At 72.8% G+C, this 17,681-nt stretch carries 12 protein-coding genes; 2 read left to right on the top strand and 10 right to left on the bottom strand.

Going from position 1 to position 17,681, the window contains the following annotated elements; translation table 11 throughout:
• Positions 1-53 precede the first annotated feature (53 nt).
• The 10 genes from ACFV61_RS12115 to ACFV61_RS12160 all read right to left on the bottom strand — a co-directional run bounded on the left by ACFV61_RS12115 (position 54) and on the right by ACFV61_RS12160 (position 14,639).
• Positions 54-1,184, bottom strand: coding sequence for a hypothetical protein (locus ACFV61_RS12115; protein WP_380491419.1), 1,131 nt, complete (start codon positions 1,182-1,184; stop codon positions 54-56).
• 8 nt (positions 1,185-1,192) lie between these two features.
• On the bottom strand, positions 1,193-3,526 hold the full coding sequence (locus ACFV61_RS12120) for a lantibiotic dehydratase (protein WP_380491421.1): 2,334 nt from the start codon (positions 3,524-3,526) through the stop codon (positions 1,193-1,195).
• Positions 3,523-6,057: a lantibiotic dehydratase gene (locus tag ACFV61_RS12125; protein ID WP_380491423.1), complete on the bottom strand. Its 2,535-nt coding sequence runs from the start codon at positions 6,055-6,057 to the stop codon at positions 3,523-3,525. The genes ACFV61_RS12120 and ACFV61_RS12125 overlap by 4 nt, the downstream gene beginning before the upstream one ends.
• A gap of 4 nt (positions 6,058-6,061) precedes the next feature.
• Positions 6,062-7,849, bottom strand: coding sequence for a hypothetical protein (locus ACFV61_RS12130; RefSeq protein ID WP_380491425.1), 1,788 nt, complete (start codon positions 7,847-7,849; stop codon positions 6,062-6,064).
• A 14-nt stretch (positions 7,850-7,863) separates the two neighbouring features.
• Positions 7,864-8,094 carry an ammosamide/lymphostin RiPP family protein gene (locus ACFV61_RS12135; RefSeq protein ID WP_380491427.1) on the bottom strand — a complete coding sequence of 77 codons (231 nt, stop codon included), beginning with the start codon at positions 8,092-8,094 and terminating at the stop codon, positions 7,864-7,866.
• Between the two features lie 146 nt (positions 8,095-8,240).
• Positions 8,241-8,882: an NADPH-dependent FMN reductase gene (locus ACFV61_RS12140; protein ID WP_380491429.1), complete on the bottom strand. Its 642-nt coding sequence runs from the start codon at positions 8,880-8,882 to the stop codon at positions 8,241-8,243.
• A gap of 86 nt (positions 8,883-8,968) precedes the next feature.
• A complete protein-coding gene (locus ACFV61_RS12145) occupies positions 8,969-9,799 on the bottom strand; it encodes a BTAD domain-containing putative transcriptional regulator (protein WP_063346287.1) in 831 nt (276 codons plus the stop codon).
• 1,075 nt (positions 9,800-10,874) lie between these two features.
• On the bottom strand, positions 10,875-11,381 hold the full coding sequence (locus tag ACFV61_RS12150) for a helix-turn-helix domain-containing protein (protein WP_380338746.1): 507 nt from the start codon (positions 11,379-11,381) through the stop codon (positions 10,875-10,877).
• An 86-nt stretch (positions 11,382-11,467) separates the two neighbouring features.
• Complete coding sequence (locus ACFV61_RS12155; RefSeq protein ID WP_063346285.1) at positions 11,468-12,517, bottom strand: LacI family DNA-binding transcriptional regulator; 1,050 nt, start codon at positions 12,515-12,517, stop codon at positions 11,468-11,470.
• 157 nt (positions 12,518-12,674) lie between these two features.
• Complete coding sequence (locus ACFV61_RS12160; protein ID WP_380491431.1) at positions 12,675-14,639, bottom strand: PIG-L family deacetylase; 1,965 nt, start codon at positions 14,637-14,639, stop codon at positions 12,675-12,677.
• 386 nt (positions 14,640-15,025) lie between these two features.
• On the opposite strand from ACFV61_RS12160, the gene ACFV61_RS12165 reads away from it, so the two are divergent.
• Positions 15,026-17,113 (top strand): FG-GAP-like repeat-containing protein, encoded by a 2,088-nt coding sequence (locus ACFV61_RS12165; protein WP_380491432.1) that lies wholly within the window; start codon positions 15,026-15,028, stop codon positions 17,111-17,113.
• Positions 17,114-17,299: 186 nt separating this feature from the next.
• Positions 17,300-17,665, top strand: coding sequence for an NAD(P)-binding domain-containing protein (locus ACFV61_RS12170; protein WP_079135381.1), 366 nt, complete (start codon positions 17,300-17,302; stop codon positions 17,663-17,665).
• The last annotated feature ends 16 nt before the right edge of the window (positions 17,666-17,681 follow it).

The following is a 17,681-nucleotide window of genomic DNA, read 5'->3' on the forward strand; positions in this document are numbered from 1 at the left end:
GAGTACACCTTCAGGCCCCGGTCGCGGCTCGCCTTGCGCAGCCGCAGGAAAAACTATCGGCTCACCCACAACCGGGGCGAAACCCCCCCCCACACCCCCCCCACCCGCGCCACCTGCAGGGTTGTTGAGCCCCCCCCCGCCCCCGCCCCCGGCCCCGCCCCCCACCCGGCCTGCGGTGCCGCGCCGCCCCGGGCCGTCGGCAGCCGGAACGGGCTGAGCCCCGCGAGCCGGGGCCCCGGCCCGGACAGCAGGCTCCGCGCCGTGCCGGCCGTCTCCTCGGCACTCACCCCGGGCGCCCCGACGAGCAGTTCGACCCGGAGCAGGGCCCCGTCCACCGCGTCCAGGACGGTCCGCAGATCGGTACGGCGGCCGTCCGCCCCCGTCACCTCGGCCCAGGACTCCAGCCGTGCCACGGTCAGCGCCGCGCCCCGGCACTCGCGCCACGCCCCGGCGGGCAGCGCCGCCGCCTCGTCCGGGGCCAGCCAGCCCGCCCAGGGCACGCCGGCCGACCAGTCGGCCGCGCGGCGGACCCAGCGGACCGGCGTGCCGTCCCCCGACCACTCCTTGCCCAGCCGCCAGGCCGGCGCCCAGTCGTCGAAGCCCGCCGCCGCCGAGAACGGGGCGAGCGCGCGCAGCGCCTTCCGGTGCGCGGTGGCGAAACGCCCGCACAGCACGACCCGTGCGGGGCCGAGCGCCTCCAGGAGCACCGCGGCCGCCGGGAGTTGCTGGTCGGTCTCGATCACCAGGTGCACCCGCCCGTCCGGGGCCGCCGCACGCGTCCACCGCGCTTCGGGCCCCAGCAGCTCGGTCCGCTGCGCGGCCAGCACCACATCGGCCCCGCACTCGGTGGTGCCGCCGACGAGTTCCACGTCGTCCGCGGCCAGCCGCAGGGCCGGATCGGCCTCGCCCGCCAGCCGCAGCGCCATGCCCATGGCCCGCAGCCGGCCCGCGGCCTGGCCGCCCCGCGCGGTGACCAGTGCGGCGGCCCGCGCGAACAGCGCCCTGGTCCGGTTCTCCGCGGGGTCGCTCCCGCCGCGCCTGCCGAGGTCGTAGTCGTCGGCCAGCGCGGCGAGTGCCCCGGTGCCCGCGAGGCGTGCGACGAAGTGCGCGTTCACGTCGATCAGTTGGTCGTCCGGCCCGAGCTCCGGTTCCAGACTCGGATCGAACAGGGGAGGGAGCACCACCTGGCGCGTCACCGCTCACCACCGCCCCGCAGATACACACAGCGCAGCTCGGAGGCGAAGCGCAGCTCGCCGTCCCGCAGCCAGGCGTCCTCGGGTGCGGGCAGCGTCTCGGACAGCAGGAGCTGTTCCGCCGTGCCCGCCAGCCGGGCCATGCCCTTGAGGAGTTCGGGGCTCGCGGTGTCCACGTACACCGGTTTGCGTTCGGCCGGTGACTTCGCGAAGAAGCGGTCGGGCAGGCCCCGTTCCCGGAGCAGCCGGGCCGTGGCGAGCAGCCGCTCGGCGTCGCGCTGGCTGCCGTGCGCCTCCAGCAGGGCCGCGCTCGGCAGCGCCCAACGGCGCCGCGAGAACACCACGTTGCCCCAGCGCAGCCGCGGCACGTGCGGCAGGTCCGGCAGCACCGGGCGGCGGATCCGGGGCAGTGCCAGCGCGGTGTGCACGGCGGTGTCGAGCTCGCCGTTGTGGAACAGCAGGCTCCGGCCGGGGTGGGTGTCGCCGCGCAGGACGACCCGTTCGCCGTCGCTCTCCAGCCACAGCTGGTCCAGGCCGATCCGCTCCCGGTCCGGGCCGGCGATGCCGCCCAGTTCGAGCACCACCCCGGGGAACTCCAACGGCGGCAGCCCGGTCGTACGACGGGAGATCACATTGACGGCCACCTGGTCGCCCAGCGCCCTGCGCACCCCGGCGTCCCGCTCGGCGAGCAGCGCCGCGGCGTCCGGATGGAACTGCAGCGCCCACGGGGTGAGCAGCGCCGCGTCGTGGATGTCGCCGAGCACGAGCGGGGTCACCCCCGGCTGGTATCCGGCCAGGTCGGGAGCCGCGATCAGGACGTCGATGGAGCACAGCACCGGGGCGGCGGGCGGTGGCGGCGCGGCGAGCAGCCCGGCCACGTCGATTTCGGCCCGGTCCGCGCCTTCGGCCCCGATCACCCGGCTCAGTTCGGCGCCGAGCTCTCCGCCCGGCTCGATGTCGAGGTCCGCGCACTCCCGCAGCGCCCGCAGCAGCGGGATGCGTCCCGCTCCCAGCCGGGCCGCGACCGCCCGGTTGGTGCGTACGCGGGTCGCCTCGGCCTCGTGGGCCAGCAGGTCGAGCACCGGCGCGACGGCGTCGCACATGTCGCGGGCCAGCGGTCCGCGGACCTCCAGCCGGGCTGTGCCGACGGCGGCCTCGTGGATGATGACCCGGTCGTTGTAGAAGCGGCCGCGTTCCGCCGAGCGGTCGGCGACGGGCAGCAGCGCCTCCAGTTCGGCCTGGACGGTCAGCTTCCGCTCGGGCGGCGCCGACGGGTAGCCGTCGAGCAGTGCGAGCACCTTCACCAGCAGGGCCCGCACCCCGGCCGCGCGGGCGGCCGTCTCGGTGTCCGAGGCGTCGATGCGTTCCAGGGTCCAGCGCAGCGGGTCGACCACGGTCGCCGGCGGGCACAGGGTGTGCGTCAGCGTCCCCTTCGCCACGGCGGCCGCGAACGCCTCCACCGCCTCCAGGGCGCCGGCGCCGCACCCGGACGCGATCCGGGCCACCGTCCGTACGCCGTCGGCCTCCCGCAGCAGCGCCGCGCCGACGCCCGTGCCGCGGGGCGGCCCCGTCATCGTCTTGCGCACCGGCGCCAGCCGCTCGGCCAGCGCCGGATCGCCCAGCAGCAGGCCTTGCACGGCGTCGTTGACCCGGGCCGCGGTGTGCGCCTGGCGGACCGGGATCGCGGTGTGGCCCGCCCAGTCCAGCGCCGTGGCGGCGTCGGAGCCGGGGCTGAGCCTGCCGTAGTTGATGGGCCCGAAGAAGCTCATCGTCTCGCTCTTGGACGCCAGCCGCTGTGCGTAGGAGGCGAGTTGGCGCCGGATCCGGCCGCCGGCCGCACCCCGCGCGAGATCGCGGTGGACGGCGGGCGACGAGCAGACGATGGCGTCGTTGACCCGCGGATCGGTGCGGACGGCGGCGAGCGCCTCGTCGACCGCCGCCGTGTCGGCCTCGACGGTGGCGGCGAGCCGCTCCCGCACCGCGCTCACCCGCTCCGCCGCGGCGTTCCACTCGGCCAGCCAGTCGGCGGGCAGGTTGTCCGACGCGGGCAGCGGCCGCAGACCGCGCAACTTGGCCTGCTGGCCCCGGGACAGCCGCCCCGCCGGGTGCAGCCGTGACGCCACGTCGGCCGACCGGGCCTCCAGGGCGAACAGCTCCTCGATGAGCAGACGGGTCCGTTCACAGGCCAGTCGCTCGACCATCTGCCAGGGGAACCCGGCGCTGCGCAGGACGACCGTGGGCAGCAGCTCCCAGCCGTGCCGCCGCGCCGTCGATTCCTGTGGCGACAGGTCGGATCGGTCGGCTTGGTCGGATCGGTCGGATCGGTGGGTCATGACGATGCTCGCTTCATGGCGATCCGGAACTCCGAGGTCACGGGGGCCCCGCCGTGGCGCAGCCACAGCGCGTCCGGCGCCGGCCTCATCTCGGCCAGCGACACCGTCGCGCTGTCACCGGCCAGCACCATCGCCACCAGTGCGTCTACGGCCAGCGGACTGTCCAGGTCGATCCCGACCGGTTTCGGCTCGTGCGCGAGGGAGGCGAAGCAGAACCGGGGCACCCCGTGCCGGGCCCGCAGCGACTGGACGGCGAGGAAGGCGGCGGCGGGGTCGCGCGCCGCGTCGACCCCGAGGTCGGCCCGGTCGAACCACCAGCGCGCCCGCTGCACGAGCAGGTCGCCGACCACGATCCTCGGCGCGAAGTCCCCGATCCGCACCAGCGGCAGCCCCACTCCGGGTGCGGCGAAGGCCCGCAGGTGCACATGGTCGTCCTCGCCGGCGTACAGGGTCAGTTCCCCGTCCGGGGTGCGCAGCCGGGGCGTGCCGTCCACCAGGACGACGGTCAGATCGGTCAGCGGCACGGTCCGCTCCCGGTCGTCGGTGGCCACCGAGGTGATCTCGATGAAGCGGCCCGGGAACCAGTCGGCCACCAGGCCCTTGTGGCGCCTGCGGCGGATCACCGTGGCCAGCCGCTCGGGGCCGCCCCACGGTTCGAGACCCGCCTCGAAGTCGCCCAGCATCCGGTCCTGTTCGTCGCTGAACAGCCCCTGTGAACCCCAGGCGAAGACGTACGGGTGCAGCTCGCCCAGCACCAGCAGCTCGCCGCCGTCCTCCCGGCTCTCCAGCATCAGATCCGGGCTGACGAAACGGGGCCGGCCGGGCTCGGGCGCGAACCCCGCGAGCTCGGCGGGGGAGAGCCGGGCCTCCTGGCCCTGCACGGCGGACTCCACCAGCGCCGCGTAGTCCCGCTTGAACCCGATCAGCGGCCCGGCGAGCCGGTCCAGACCGCCCGCCTCGACGGAGGCGCGCATCCGGCGGATCAGCTCGTCGTACGGCATGGCGCCGCCGCCCGCCTCACGCAGGATCCCCGCGCACAGCTCGGCCGCCGCGTGCTGCTGGAGCTCGCCGTAGCGGGCGGCCACGTCCAGCACCGGGCTGAGCTCGGACTCCCAGCGCCCGGCCACGTCGCCACCGACCACCACCGGGCTCTGGTCGCCCTTGGCGTCCAGGGACACCACCAGCCGGTCCGCGTACATCCGGCCGCCGGCGCGACGTGCGTCGACCTCGGTGAGCCGGGTGAAGCACTCCTCGACGCGCTCGAGCGCGACCGCCCGGGCACGGTGGCCGTCGGCCGCCGCGTAGGCGTCGCCCAGGTCGCGCAGTTCCCGCAGCCGTGCCGGCCAGGCGGTGTCCTCCGCGTAGCGGTCGGCCCAGGAGACCAGCCAGTCCAGCGGCCGTGCCGCGGTGGACGGCGGCTCGGGCCAGAGCCGGACGGCCCCCGCCTGCCGCAGCCGGTCCAGGACCCGGCGCGTCTGCGCGAGGTCGAGTCCCGCCAGCGCCGCCAGTTCGACGGGGGAACGCCGGCCGTCGACGGCCTCGGCGAGCTGCCACCGCACCCCGGACAGGGTGATCCGGCGGCCGTCGGCGGACTGGATCGTCCCCGACCCCGGCGCCGTCCCCGACCCCGGCGCCCCGCCTGGTGTCCCGCCCGGCACCTCGCCCGGTGTCCGGCGGCAGGACGGCAGCCAGGCCACCGGCGGGCGGTCCCGCACCTGCGGGTCCGTACCGATGAGCTTGGCCAGCTCGCACACCGCCCAGAACGCGGTCTGCGCCTCCAGGAGGTGGTAGCCGCAGGCCGTCTCGGGGCCTAGGACGGTGCCCTCGGCGCCACGGTCGACCCGGCCGTGCACCAGCGGACCGAAGAAGCTGGTCGTCTCGTTCTTCGCGCCGAGCCGCTGGCCGTACAGGTAGACGCGGCGGTAGAAGGACCGGTCCTTGGCGCGGTTGCGGCCCGTCGCGCTGTCCTGCTGCTGCCAGCCGTCGACCCAGCGCACCGCCTCGGTGTGGAAGGACGGCGACAGCTGGAGCAGGGCGTCGCACACCCGCTCGTCGCGGAGCACGTCGCGGACCCGCTCCGGCCGCCGCAGCACCTCCTGACCCAGCGCGGCGGTCAGCCGCTCGCCTGCCTGCTGCTGAGCGGAGTGCGCCGCGCGGTAGCCGTCGACCGCCGATGCCACCGCCAACGTCGATGCCACCGCCGATGCCACGTCGCCGCCGCGCGGGTCGTGCTCCACCGGCAGCCGGCGGCCCACCCGGCCGCGCAGCTTCGACAGTTCGCGCAGTCCGGCCCGGTCCCGCTCGCGGTCGGCGCCGGTGACGGCCTTGGCGATCGCCTCCTGGAGCCGGGCGCGGCTCTGCTCGAACCGCGCCACCGCCTCCCGGTACTCCGCGGCCGCGGCACCCGCCGGCCCGTCACCGAGAGCGGTCAGCAGGCCGATACCGAAGCCCGCCCTGCGCAGCAGCAGCCGATCGTAGAGCTGCCACCTGGCCCGCTGTCCCGTCTCCCCCTGGGTCGCATGGTCCGTCATGGCCTCAGTCCTGAAAGTTGATCAGGTCGAACGGGCGGTTGAGCTTGGTCCGCGGCTTGGGCAGCAGCCCTTGCAGGTCACCGCCGTCGGCGACGGCCTTGGCGAGGGCGTCCGCCGCACCGGGACGGGTGAGGCTCAGCGGCGCCATGGCCGCCACCGACCCGGCCGCGGTCACGGAGCCGGTCGTCATCACCCGACCCGCCTGGGCCAGCGCGATGCGGTACGGGTCGCCCAGCAGCCGCGCCGCGGCCTCGGCACGCTCGTACTGCTCGGCGCCCGTCCTCGCGTCACCGCCGGAGGCGTGCAGCATGCCCAGTTCGAGGCGCACCTCGGTCTCGTGGAAGCGGTCACCCAGTTCGGCCGCGTTCACCAGCGTGGTGTCCAGATCCGCCAGGGCGGCGTCCCGCTCGCCGACGAGCAGCCGCAGCCCGGCGCTGCGGTACGCGTGGTGCTTGCGGAAGCCCGCGTTCGACGAGCCGGCGGCCTGCTTGAACTTCTCCCAGGTCGCCAGGGCCGAGGCGTGCTTGCCCGCCTTCTCCTGGAGCACGCTGATGTTCGAGTACAGGTTGATCCGCAGATGCGCGGCACTGGCGTCGGTCAGAGCCGCCATGCAGGCCAGCGCCTGCTTCTCGTGCTCGAAGGCCGCCCCCAGACGCCGCTCCGCGAACAGGGTCAGCCCGCGCAGGTTGTGCAGCCAGCCGCGCTCGCGGCGTACGCTCTCGGGCTCGCCCGGACGTTCCCCGACGACCTCGAAGCCCTGCTCGACCTCGGCGACCGCCTCCGCCAGCCGGTTCTTGCGCTTGGACAGGGTGAGCGCGGAGTACAGGTGCGACTGGGCACGCAGCTCCGGGGACAGGCCGGCGGCGTCCTCCCGGATGGCCCGGAAGCAGGCGAGGGCCGTGTCCTGGTCCCCGCGGAAGCCCGCCTGGATGCCGAGCACCTTGAGCAGGAAACCGCGTACGTCGGCGGTGCCGCGCAGGATCGCCGTCTCGAACTCGATGGCGTGGACGAGCTCCTCCTCGCGCTCCGCCTCGGCGAGCAGCCCGGGTACGCCCGACTCGGGGATGCCGGCGAGCAGCCCGATCGCCTCGTCGGCGACGACCGCCATGCCCTCCCAGTTCGTGGAGAAGAACGCCCGGCGGCAGTAGGCCAGTGCGGCGGCCACCCGGTCCACGGCGGAGCCCTCTGAGTCCCTCGCCCGCAGGAACAGTTCGCCCTCCTCGGACACCGGCTCGAATCCGGCGTCGGGAGCCGTACCCAGGTCCACGGCCAGGTCGCCCTCGGTGACCGGCAGCCCCATGCGGCGCAGACAGCGCACCCGCTCCCCGCGGTAGTCGGCGTACCGGCCGACCGGCTCGCGCACGGAGGTCGGCGCGTCCAGCAGCAGTTCGGCGCCCTCGACGAGCTGCGCGTGCTCGAACGCCCGCATGAAGCCGCGCAGCGAGGACAGGTCGGTGCCGCCCATCCCACTGAGCAGCAGGGGCCTGCCGAGCTGCGCGGTGCCCGTGCACAGGGCGGTCGCGGCCACCGTCAGCACGCGGTAGACCTGCTCGCTCTCCCGGTGCAGCCGCCGCTCGGACGGCGCGAGCGCGATCTCCTCCAGCGGCGCGGTGCCGGGCGCGGTCTCGGCGGGGAAGAGCTCCGCCCACTCGGACGGGTGCCCGGCCGCGAGCCCGGTGAAGTCGGCGCCCTCGGCGCGCAGGGCGTCGATGCCCGCCCGCAGCCCCGTGTACGAGGCGGCCGGGCCGGTGTTCACGTCGACCAGGACGGAGGCGGTGGATGCGCGGCTCACCTCGGCCGCCCGCGTCACCATCGCGAGGGCTCGGTGGTGGCGAGGGCGAGCGGCGCGATCTTGTTCTCGACCTCGTCGAGGTCGAAGTCGACGTCGTCCAGCTCGTCCAGCGCGTCCAGTTCGGTGTCCTCGGCGGCTTCGGCCCCGGCGGTTTCCGCTTGGGGGGCTTCCGTCCCCTCGGCGGTCTCCTCGGGCTCTGTGGACTTCGCGGTGGACTTCGCGGTGTCTTCCATGGCGCGCTCCATTCGGAATCACGGTCGGACGTGGGAATGCGGATGCGAAGGATCCGGCGTCAGGGCAGCCGGAACCAAAGGCGTGGGCGGGAATCGTGACGGCGGACGTACGGGGGACGTACGGTGGGCGGCCGCGGCGGGCGGCAGGCCCCGGGCGCTCAGCCGACCGGTGTGCGCATCCGGGCGAACTCGACCACTTGCCGTCCGACGGTGGCCAGTTGCGCGGTGAGATGCGGGTCGTCGGTGCTGTCGCCGGTGCTGTCGTCGGACGCCAGGGTGACGCTCTCCGTGTTGATGGCCACTCCCAGGGGAGTGGGCCAGCCCCTCAGGGCGTGCACGACGGAGCGCAGCCCCGCCAGCGTCGAAGCGGCCTGCGCCCCGCGCGCGGTGACGACACAGCCGACGGCGCGGCCGTGCAGATACGGGCGCGCGTCCTCGCGCAGGTCCTCCAGGTAGTCGAGGGCGTTCTTCACCAGACCGGAAACGCCCCCGTGGTACGCGGGCGTGCCGATCACCAGGCCGTCGGCGAGGGCGACGGCATCGACCAGCCGCCGGGCCGCCGGGGTGCGCAGTGACTCCCCCGGTGTGTAGAGCGGCAGTTGGAGTTCCTCGGCACCCAGCAGCAGGGTCCGGGCCCCCGCCGAAGCGGAGGCCGCGAGTACCGCCCGGACCGCCCGTTCCGTCGAGGAACCGGAGCGGACGGTGCCCCCGATGCCGACGATCAGGGGCCCGGCATCGGCTGGGGCACCAACACCGGGATTCTCCACCGAAAGAACGGAACCCTGGTTCGTCTCCAGCACGGTTACCCCAATCTCCTTGACCGGTCGCGGTTTTCGGAGTCTAGACAGGGCGGTTATGCGCTGGTTATGAGCTGGTTATGCGTGGGTTATGCATTGGTTACGCGTGGGCCGGAAGTCTGGTCCACCGTCCGGGCGGACGCGTCCTGGGTGCGCAGAACCCGCTCCAGAAGCCGCTGGGTGTCAGGGCTGACATCGATGTCCAGACCATCCGACATCCGGGCCCGGCACAGCTTGTACCAGGACCTGGCCTGCCCTAACTGGCCCAGGTCGCCGTGAACTTGGATCAGAGTCCGGTAGACGTCCTCCTGGTACGGATCGATGTCCAGAGTGCGGCGGCACATGTCGATGACCTTCGGCAACTCGCCCCGGTCCAGTGCCTCCTGGAGGAGGAAGTCCGCCGCTCCCAGCGCGAGGGACCGTACCCAGTCCCGCTGCTCCCTGGCCCAGTCGGCGGTCTCACCGGGCAGGAAGTCCCCGGTGTGAAGATCCAGCGCCCTGCGGTAGTACTCCGCGGCCGCGCGCGGATCACTTCGGGCCGCCGCCCGGTGCCCTTCGTTGCACAGCCGCTCCAGCTCCTCGAAGTCCAGCCAGGCGTCGTGGAGTTTGAGGGAGTACCCGTACTCGCTGCAGACGATCTCCGCGGCCGGCTGCTCCTCCGCGGCCTGCTGCCCGCTGAGTATCTGGTGCACCGCGTGCTTGGCGACCTTGAGCGAGCTGGAGCCCGCCGCCCGGGTGCGGTCGGGCCACAGCGCGGCGTGCAGTTCGTCGCGGTCGACCGTGCGGCCCCGGTTGATGAGGAGGTAAAGGAACAGTGTGCGCGCCTTGCCGGCCCGCCAGCGTCTGACCGGGAGTCCCCCCAAGTCCAGTGAAAAGCCGCCGAGGCAGCGTACGACGGCAAGCGTGGAAATCTCGGTCATGTGGAAACCCTCCTTCTTCGTGGGGGTGACAGGATGCGAACGCGCTGGCGCGGTCGGTGGGTTCAGGCCTGTGGGGGAGGCAACCCGGTCGACCGGTGGTACGACCGGGGTGAGGGCCGGTCGTCTTATCTGTGTTGACGTACGGGAACGGCGTGGCCGTTCGGAGAATGCCGGTCAGACGGACGGCGGGAAGCGGAGTCTCCGGTTCTGCCCGGCTCGCGTCCGTGTCCCGGCCTCGGCTGTGACGCGACGGCTCGGCGATCGCCTCCGCCCGGGTCGGTGGTCGACCCCGGAAGCCCTCGTCTCACCAGAAGATGCTGATGGTGCACTCGCTCATGGCGAGCCGTCGCGGCATCCTGGAGGGGCCCTCATGCAACTCGGCCTGTTTTCCCCGAACTTCGGCGCACTTTCCGGCCTCGTCGATCGGCGACTTCACGAAGTCGATTCCGAGAAGGCGCCGCCCATCACCACACCCGGGTCGGTGTACGCACGATCGGTGTGCTGATTCCGCTGACACGTCCCACCCCATGACGGCGGCGGCGGAGGCCCGGGCCGGTGTGACGAGCGTGAGCCCGACGGTCGCCCCAGCGGCGGCGACCAGGGTCCCAAGTGGCTTGCGCGGCATGATGTACGTTCTCCAGAGTTGCCTGCCAGGCACCGTCCGGCCGCCCGAGTCAGGAAGATCAGTAATGACTCTGGCTTCTGGGAATAAACAAGCAATGAACAGCAGATACGGCCCCGGCACCCGCCCGTTTCGGCTCTCCGGGTAGACGAACTACGACGCCCGAAAGTTGAATCAAATCCACCTACCGTTCGTCCCCGCAGGATCACTCAGCGCCAGGCACCGCCCGTCACACTTCCGCGCCGCACCCAGAGGATGAAACCTCGCCAGAGTCCACCCCGGCACCCGCATGCCGAAGCGGCCCACACTCGCCCGACATGCCTCCGGCACCGCCCACCCCACCGCCGGTGGCACGTCCCCAACCGGACGGCGCTGGTGGGGCGGGCGTACGCGTTCGGCGTCCTCGTGGCGGACGTGTGGCCGCCGGCGCCTGCCCGCCGCACGCGACGGCCGTCAACCGGCCCGGCGCAGGTGTCGGGGCCCGGCCGGGCGCGGTTTCGGACAGCGTCGGCGGCGCCGACAGCACGGACCGCTCTCGCCGATCGCGGTCAACGGCAGGACCATCACGACTACCGCGGACGGCTGTTCGTCCACCTCCCCGGCGGCCGGCGTCTCGCGACGGCTCCCGTCCGGCTGGTCGAGCCCGCTGCCGGGAACGGCTCGCGCGGCACGGAGAAACCATTCCAATCGCGAGGTCCCCAGGCCGAGCGCCTCCGCGAGCTGCTGGACGGAGCGGCGCTGTGGTCGGCGCACCCGGCCCCGCTCGATGTCGCTGATCGTCCTCACACTGACCTGGGAACGCCGGGCGAGTTCCTCATGCGTGAATCCCACTTCACGACGAAGCGTCCTCAGCATGCCCCCGAATGCCGAATCCCCTTGTTGTGCCTTCGACACGTCACCCCCAGAATCTTGGCGCGTGGGAGCGCTCCCACACCCATCGGGAGCGTAGCAGCACCTCATGCCCAGGTCAGCCGCGACACGCGGCAGTGGCTCATACCGGAACAACGGAACGTGACGGCCATTCAGTTCGAAGCCGTCCGAGGCCGTCAGGCCGAGGCGCGGACCGTCAGTTCGGTCGGAAGGATCACCTGGCGACGCGGCCGCCCGGGTTCGGCGATCTCCTCGAGCAGCAGCTGAACCATCAACCGCCCCATCGCCTCGGTCGGTTGGCGAACACTGGTGAGGGGCGGCTCGGTGCTACGGGCGATGACGGAGTCGTCGAAGCCGACGACGGCCACGTCTCCCGGCACGCGCCGCCCGGCCTCGCGCAGTGCCCGGAACGCTCCCACGGCCATCAGGTCGGAGGCGCAGAACACGGCATCGAGGGTGGGCATTTCGGCCAGGAGCTCGCACATCGCCGCGTAGCCGCCCGCCTCGGTGAAGTCGCCGTGGGCGACGAGCGCGTCCTCCGGGGCGAGGCCGGCCTCCGTGAGCGCCTCCCGGTACCCCGCCAGGCGTGCCCCGGCCGCCTCCATGGCGAGCGGCCCCGTGATGGTGGCCACTCTGGTGCGGCCGCGCCCGACCAGGTGCCGGACGGCCGCCCGGGCCCCGCCGGCGTTGTCGGCGTGGACGTAGCTCAGCGATTCGCGCTCGGACCGGCGACCGCCCAGTACGGCCGGCATCCCGAGCTGTTCGAGCAGGTCGGGCAACAGGTCGTCCTGGCGCACCGAGACCAGGAGCACCCCGTCGACCCGGCGCGCGGTGAGGTAGCGCGTCAGACGCTCGCGCTCGTCCTCGTTGCGGACCAGGGTCAGCAGCAACTGAAGGTCGGTCGACGCGAGTTCGTCGGAGATCCCGGTGATGACGTCCGCGAAGTACGGCTCCGACCTCAGTCGCGCCAGGCTCTCCGGGACGACCAGGGCGACGACGTCGGTGCGCGAGGTCACGAGGGACCGTGCCGCCTGGTTGGGTACGTAGCCGAGCTCGGCGACGGCGTGCTCCACGGCCTCCCTCGCCCTGGCGCTCACCTTGGGCGAACCGTTGATGACCCGGGACACCGTTCCCCGGCTGACTCCCGCGCGGGCGGCCACGTCCTCCACCGTCGGTCGCGCGGCAGACCGGGCGCTTCCGGGGCCCGGCCTGTCAGTTCGGGTCATGATCACACTCCGGTGTGGCTCACTCTGGGGAGTGGCCATCCTACACGGCGTGAGAGCGCTCCCACCGGCGCTTCCACCGGCGCTTCCACGGGCGCTCCCACGGGCCCGGCCCGTCGGCCGGTCGGGAGGGTGTCCGACCAGCCGACGGAACCGGCGGTCACAGGGGCATGCCCTGCCAGCCGCCGAGGTTGGTGGGCGTCGTGCCCGTGCGGTAGTAGACGCGGCCGTCCGTGCCGATGGCGAACACGTGGAGGACACCGCCGCCGTCGACGAGCGCGGTCGGGTAGTCGAGGACGGTGCCGCCGAGGTCCTGCCAGGCGCCGTAGCCGGCGTTCGGGGCGGTCTGGGCGGTGGTGCTCACGCCGCCGCCGCCGTTGCGCTCGAACAGGACGACCCGCCCGCCGAGGTTGGCCATCGCCGGCTCGCCCACTCCTGCGTGGCCGCCGAGGTTGCCCGGGGACTGGCTCCACGGTCCGCCGGGCTGGGTCTGGTAGCTGACGAGCATCGCGCCGGTGCCGGCCTCGCGGTAGGCGAGTTCGATGCGGCCGTCCTGGTCGAGCGCGGCCTTGGGCGGGCTGGCCGGCCGGGAGTTCGGGATCGGGCCCGGGCCGTTGATGGCGTCGTTCGGAGCGGTCTGCCACCAGTTGACGACCCCGTCGCGGGTGCTGGCGAAGACCTCGATCCTCCCGACGCCGTTGCGGATCGCGGTGACCGGGTCCTGGATGTCGGTGCCGTGCAGGTCATCCCAGGTGGTCGTCCAGGCGCCGTTCGGGCTGGTCTGCCGGATGCTGCTGAGGCCGCCGCCGCCGTTCTTGACGAAGAGCTCCAGCCGGCCGTCCTGGGAGGCGACCACCGCGGGCACGCCGACCTGGCCCGCGTTGTCGAGCCCGGCGTTGGGGTTGCCGAGGTCGGCCCAGCTGTCCCGCCACACGCCGTTGGGCGTGGTCTGCGGGACGGAGACGATGTGGTGGTCGGTGAGGCGGCGGGCGAAGACCTCCATCCGGCCGTCGGCGTTGGTGCCGACGGCGATGCCCGGCGCCAGCCGCCCGCCAGGGTCGGCGAACCGTGCCGGGCCGCCCCAACTGCCGTCTCCCTGGCGCCAGTACGTGTAGAGGGCGCCGGCCCGGACGACGAAGACCTGCGGCCGGCCGTCCTGGTTGAGTCCGGCCCAGGAGGTGCCCCGCGACCAGCGGTAGTACATCCGGGAGAACCAGGCGGTTTCGTAGTTCCCCGAGTGGTCGTGGCTGGCGTACTCGGAGACGAACACGCCCTTGGCGCCGACCGTCGCCGGGTCGAGGTTCACCGGGCAGTCGCTGATGTTGTAGTCCCGGTAGTTCACCTGGATCAGCGAGCCGCCGTACTGGCTCGCCGCCACGCCCGTGAACTTCGCGGCGGAGATGTGGTCCGAGTGGTCGTCCTTGTAGCGGGTGTCCGGGAGTTCGTCCTGGGCCCGGAGCACGGTCGGCTGGTACGTCACCATGATCTGCCGCAGCACCTCGACGACGTCCGCCGCCGTGTAGGTCGACGGCCCGGACAGCGGGCTGTCCTTCGGGACGACCGTGGTGTCGGTGCCGCCGTTCAGCACGTTGGCGAGCCCGGCGTCGTGCAGGTTGAGGAAGATCAGGTGCACCGGCCGGTCCTTGAGCATGTAACGCTCGACCTGCTTGCCCGCGACCGTCCACGCCTCGACCGTCCAGTGCCCGATCTCGTCGGTCGCCGGGTCGTTGTCGCCGACCCCGGTCATCCGGGAGTAGGCGTTGACGGCGCCCATCTGGCGGTTCCAGGTGCGCAGTGGGTCGCCGGCGGGGTCCCAGCAGCCGCCCACGCACGGGTCACCGGTGATGTTCCCGGCGGTGACGAACACCGTGACGGACGGGGTGCCGTTGCCGAGGGCGTTGGACAGGTCCGGGTTCATGAACAGGATGTCGTCGTCCTCGTGGGCGACGACCTGCATGAACAGAGGCCCGGAGCCGGCGGCCATACGTGCGGCCGTACCCGTACCCGTACCCGTACCCGTACCCGTGGCCGCGGAGGCGCGGGTCGCGGTCCCCTTGGCCAGGACGGGTGCGGCGAGGGCGGTCAGCGCGAGGGAGGTGAGGAGTTGCCGTCGTCCGATTGCCATGTGATTTCCCCTCATTCGAGATTCGAGGTCGGCAGGTGATCACGCCAGGAGGAGATTGGCGGATTGTAGGGCGGGAAGTGCCCGAGACGGTATATCGCAAATCCCGTCAGGCGCGACAGTCAACTGACGTGCAATCAAGCCAATCCGTCTTTTTCTCGCCGATCTCGCCTGTACAGCGCGGTTTCTGCTGGAACTTCCCCATGGTTTCCGCCTGATGTTCCTCCTGGCGAAATCCGGACCGGCGGTGATTGCATGGTGGATGGCGAGCGGGCTCCGAGATTTCTCGGCCATTCTCGGACCTCCTCCTTCGGGAAACGGATCGCCACCATTTCTTCGTCACCCGAGCCATGCGGGAATGGTTTTCCGTACCCGGCGAAAGGACTCCTGTGCACGTCACCCACCGCCCACTGTGGGGCCGCCCGTCCGCCATGACGGCAGCCGCCGTCGTCCTCGGCGCGTTCGCCGCCCTGCCGCCCGCGGCCCCGGCGAACGCGGCCGTCGGCTGCGGGCCGGTCCCCGCCGCGCTCCCGTCAGCCCCGGGCGTGCCGCGCCCCGAGTCCTCGGCCTGGACGGGAAGTTGGGGTACCGCCATGAGCCTGGCAGGACCGTCGGCATCCTCGGGCGTGACGGGGCGGCAGACCCTGCGCATGGTCGTCCACACCAGCATCGGCGGCAGCTCCGCCCGGATCCACCTGGTGAACACCTTCAGCCCGGACCCGGTGACCATCGGGCACGTCACCGTCGCGGCCCAGGACAGGACTTCCGCCCGGAACGGGAATCCGGCCACGGCGGCGGCCACGCCGGCCACCCTGACGTTCGGCGGTTCGGGCCGGACCGTCATCCCACCCGGCGGCGAGGTCTACAGCGACCCCGTCGCCTTCCCGGTCACCGCAGACGAGAACCTGCTGGTCAGCCTCTGGCTGCCCGACGGGGTCACCACCGCGCCCTACCACCCGTACACGCTCACCACCTCCTACACCTCCGCCCCCGGCGACGGAGCCGACCGCACCCAGGACACGGGCGGCGCCAACCTCTCCACCCCGTACGCCTACTGGGCCTTCCTCGGCGGCCTGGAGGTCACGGCCGCCGGCAGCGACGGGACGGTGGTCGCCCTCGGCGACTCGCAGGTGGACGGCGGGCACACCAACCAGGACTCCAACACCCGCTGGGCCGATGACTACGGGCGCGCCCTCAGCGCCCGACCGACGCCCGAAGGCATCGTCAACAAGGGCATCTCCGGCAACCGGATCCTCACCGACGGGACGGGAGGACGCGTCGGCTTCGGTCAGAGCGCGCTCAACCGCTTCGACCGGGACGTCCTCTCCCAGACCGGAGTGCGGAGCGTCGTGCTCTACGAGGGCATCAATGACATCACGATGGACGACGCCTCCGACTCCGCGCTCGAGTCGGGGATCCAGCAGCTGGCCTCACGCGCGCACGCGGCCGGGCTGCGCTTCACCGTTGCCACCATCCCCGCTTTCCAGGGCTACACCGACTACACCGCCGCCCGGGACCGGGTGCGCCAGTGCGTCAACGACTGGATCCGCACGACGACGGCTATCGACGGCTTCCACGACTTCGACCGGGCGACCCGCGACCCGCTCAACCCGAGCGCCGCGTTCGCCGGTTACGTCTCCTCCGACCACCTGCACTTCACCACCAACGGGAACACGGCCCTCGCCGAGGTCCTCGCCCCGCGGCCCGCCCCGACCAGCCCCTCCCACACCTTCTCCCAGACGACGGCCGGAGCCTTCCACGGCAAGGGCATCGGCGACCTCGTCGCCCGAGACGACTCGGACGGGCACCTGTACGAGTGGGCGGGGCTGGGAGACGGGTCCTTCACGGCCAGGACCGACCTGACGGCCGGCTGGGGCGCGTTCTCCCAGACCACCGCCGGCGATTTCCGGGGGACGGGTCACGCGGACCTGATGGCGAGGGAGGACGCGACGGGCAACCTGTACATGTGGCCCGGTAACGGGGACGGTACCTTCGCCGGCCGCGTGCTCGTCACCGACGGGTGGGGTCCGTTCTCGCAGACGGTTGCCGGTGGCTTCCGGGGGACCGGTCACGCGGACCTGATGGCGAGGGAGGACGCGACGGGCAATCTGTACATGTGGCCCGGCAATGGGGACGGTACCTTCGCCGGCCGCGTGCTCGTCACCGACGGGTGGGGTCCGTTCTCGCAGACGGTTGCCGGTGACTTCCGGGGGACCGGTCACGCGGACCTGATGGCGAGGGAGGACGCGACGGGCAATCTGTACATGTGGCCCGGTAACGGGGACGGTACCTTCGCCGGCCGCGTGCTCGTCACCGACGGGTGGGGTCCGTTCTCGCAGACGGTTGCCGGTGACTTCCGGGGCACCGGCCGTGCCGACCTCATCGCCCGCAACGACACCTACGGCGTCCTCGACGAATGGATGAACACGGGCGGAGCCTCCTTCTCCCACGCCTTCCGGCTCACCGACGGCTGGTGACCGGCCGGTCGGCCCGTCCAACTCGTCCTACCCGGCCAATGCGCTTGCACGGGACCACCGTTCGCAGCGGCGGCCCACCCTGCCGGGCGGCTCGCCGAAGGCGAGGAGGACGTCCAGCAGGTCGCCCGGGGCCTCGGCCGTGACGTCGGGTCCGGCGGGCAGGTCGTGCACCGTCCACCGCGGGTGATGGGCCAGGCGTCGGCCGCGGTCTTCCTGGACAAGGGCCACCCGACGACCGTCTGGAACCGCTCGGCCGGCAAGGCCGAGCAGCTCGTCGCCAAGGGCGCGCCCCTCGCCGGCTCGGTCAGGAGCGCGCTCGAGGCGAGCCCGCTGGTCGTCGTCCGTGTCTCGGACTACGACGCCGTGCACAGGTTGCTGGACCCGGCCGCCTCCTCCCTGGCCGGCCGCACCCTGGTCAACCTGACCATGGCGAGCTCCACCCAGGCCCGGGAGACCGCCGAGTGGGCGGCCGAGGCCGGCATCGACTACGTCGACGGCGCGATTCTGGCGGTGCCCCAGGCCATTGGCACCGCCGAGGCCACCCTGCTGTAAGCCGGCCCGGAGGGGC

The organism is Kitasatospora sp. NPDC059817 (assembly GCF_042731835.1).
In the GTDB taxonomy this organism is placed as follows: domain Bacteria; phylum Actinomycetota; class Actinomycetes; order Streptomycetales; family Streptomycetaceae; genus Kitasatospora.

Bases quoted from the DNA above. Each gene is read 5' to 3' on its own strand.
- ACFV61_RS12160 (WP_380491431.1), bottom strand. From the start codon at position 14,639: ATGGCAATCGGACGACGGCAACTCCTCACCTCCCTCGCGCTGACCGCC.
- ACFV61_RS12135 (WP_380491427.1), bottom strand. From the start codon at position 8,094: ATGGAGCGCGCCATGGAAGACACCGCGAAGTCCACCGCGAAGTCCACA.
- ACFV61_RS12170 (WP_079135381.1), top strand. From the start codon at position 17,300: ATGGGCCAGGCGTCGGCCGCGGTCTTCCTGGACAAGGGCCACCCGACG.
- ACFV61_RS12120 (WP_380491421.1), bottom strand. From the start codon at position 3,526: ATGACCCACCGATCCGACCGATCCGACCAAGCCGACCGATCCGACCTG.
- ACFV61_RS12155 (WP_063346285.1), bottom strand. From the start codon at position 12,517: ATGACCCGAACTGACAGGCCGGGCCCCGGAAGCGCCCGGTCTGCCGCG.
- ACFV61_RS12145 (WP_063346287.1), bottom strand. From the start codon at position 9,799: ATGACCGAGATTTCCACGCTTGCCGTCGTACGCTGCCTCGGCGGCTTT.
- ACFV61_RS12125 (WP_380491423.1), bottom strand. From the start codon at position 6,057: ATGACGGACCATGCGACCCAGGGGGAGACGGGACAGCGGGCCAGGTGG.
- ACFV61_RS12150 (WP_380338746.1), bottom strand. From the start codon at position 11,381: ATGAGGTGCTGCTACGCTCCCGATGGGTGTGGGAGCGCTCCCACGCGC.